Annotated in this window: 9 tRNA genes and 1 rRNA gene; all 10 read left to right on the top strand. The window is 49.9% G+C overall.

From position 1 onward, the window contains the following. Positions 1-319 precede the first annotated feature (319 nt). The 10 genes from rrf to E2L07_RS20480 all read left to right on the top strand — a co-directional run bounded on the left by rrf (position 320) and on the right by E2L07_RS20480 (position 1257). Positions 320-435 (top strand): 5S ribosomal RNA (rrf, locus tag E2L07_RS20525). A 9-nt stretch (positions 436-444) separates the two neighbouring features. Further along, a tRNA-Val gene (locus E2L07_RS20520) sits at positions 445-520 on the top strand. Between the two features lie 41 nt (positions 521-561). Further along, positions 562-634: transfer RNA gene (locus tag E2L07_RS20515), tRNA-Thr, on the top strand. 7 nt (positions 635-641) lie between these two features. Then, positions 642-717 (top strand) — tRNA-Lys (locus tag E2L07_RS20510). An 8-nt stretch (positions 718-725) separates the two neighbouring features. After that, positions 726-811: transfer RNA gene (locus tag E2L07_RS20505), tRNA-Leu, on the top strand. 6 nt (positions 812-817) lie between these two features. After that, positions 818-892: transfer RNA gene (locus E2L07_RS20500), tRNA-Gly, on the top strand. Between the two features lie 23 nt (positions 893-915). Next, positions 916-1004, top strand: a tRNA-Leu gene (locus tag E2L07_RS20495). Positions 1005-1019: 15 nt separating this feature from the next. After that, positions 1020-1096, top strand: a tRNA-Arg gene (locus E2L07_RS20490). A gap of 5 nt (positions 1097-1101) precedes the next feature. Continuing rightward, positions 1102-1178: transfer RNA gene (locus tag E2L07_RS20485), tRNA-Pro, on the top strand. A gap of 3 nt (positions 1179-1181) precedes the next feature. Next, positions 1182-1257, top strand: a tRNA-Ala gene (locus E2L07_RS20480). Positions 1258-1444 lie beyond the last annotated feature (187 nt).

Below are 1444 nucleotides of genomic sequence, written 5' to 3'. Positions count from 1 at the left end.
ATCGCACCATGTGCGACGTTGATCGGAAGCCGTGATCAAGAGATTATTCTCTTAGGTCCAAAGAAAAGGGTTTCGAGAAACGAGCAGTTTTAGGAATTGAGCGACGACAGACCGGAGCGTACACACGATACGTGAGGATCTGGAGGAGTGAAGATGACACCAAAATGCGACGTTGATCGGAAGCCGTAACTATCTACAAAGAGGATCAAGAGATTTGCGGAAGCAAGCGAGTGACGGACTGAGCGTATATCAACATACGTGACAGGAAGGAACAAGCGTAGCTGACAAAAAAGCTCGCCGATCATCTGACGTAGAAAGGTTTGGTGGCGATAGCGAAGAGGTCACACCCGTTCCCATGCCGAACACGGTCGTTAAGCTCTTCAGCGCCGATGGTAGTTGGGGGCTTCCCCCTGCGAGAGTAGGACGCTGCCAAACTTATATTTAGGAGGGTTAGCTCAGCTGGGAGAGCACCTGCCTTACAAGCAGGGGGTCGGCGGTTCGATCCCGTCACCCTCCACCATGTTATTCTCTCTAAATAAAAATTCAATTAATTAGCACCATGCCGGTCTAGCTCAATTGGTAGAGCAACTGACTTGTAATCAGTAGGTTGGGGGTTCAAGTCCTCTGGCCGGCATTGTTTTGAGCCATTAGCTCAGTTGGTAGAGCATCTGACTTTTAATCAGAGGGTCGAAGGTTCGAGTCCTTCATGGCTCACCATTTAATATGCGGGTGTGGCGGAATTGGCAGACGCGCTAGACTTAGGATCTAGTGTCCTTGTGACGTGGGGGTTCGACTCCCTTCACCCGCACCAATTTTTGCGGAAGTAGTTCAGTGGTAGAACACCACCTTGCCAAGGTGGGGGTCGCGGGTTCGAATCCCGTCTTCCGCTCCAAATGAAAATGTTTAAGATTCTGTGCCGGGGTGGTGGAATTGGCAGACACACAGGACTTAAAATCCTGCGGTAGGTGACTACCGTGCCGGTTCAAGTCCGGCCCTCGGCACCAGTAACGATCTTTCGTGCGCCCGTAGCTCAATTGGATAGAGCGTTTGACTACGGATCAAAAGGTTAGGGGTTCGACTCCTCTCGGGCGCGCCATCTAACGGGAAGTAGCTCAGCTTGGTAGAGCACTTGGTTTGGGACCAAGGGGTCGCAGGTTCAAATCCTGTCTTCCCGACCATTTGGGGCCTTAGCTCAGCTGGGAGAGCGCCTGCTTTGCACGCAGGAGGTCAGCGGTTCGATCCCGCTAGGCTCCACCAAAAAAAGTGTTGACAAGTGATCTAATGCTTGTTATGATTGTAAAGTCGCTAAAAACGACGCAGTTCTTTGAAAACTGAACAAAAGCCAAGCGAAATAAAGAGATACAAGGTATCTCGTCAATTTACTTCATTATATGAAGTGTCGCAGGAAACAACATCCTGTGAAACATGAGCTTTATCAAACTTT

This window comes from Halalkalibacterium halodurans, from assembly GCF_004376175.1.
In the GTDB taxonomy this organism is placed as follows: domain Bacteria; phylum Bacillota; class Bacilli; order Bacillales; family Bacillaceae_D; genus Halalkalibacterium; species Halalkalibacterium halodurans.
The sequence above is the reverse complement of the archived record's forward strand: the minus strand, read 5'-3'. Positions and strand labels throughout refer to the sequence as shown.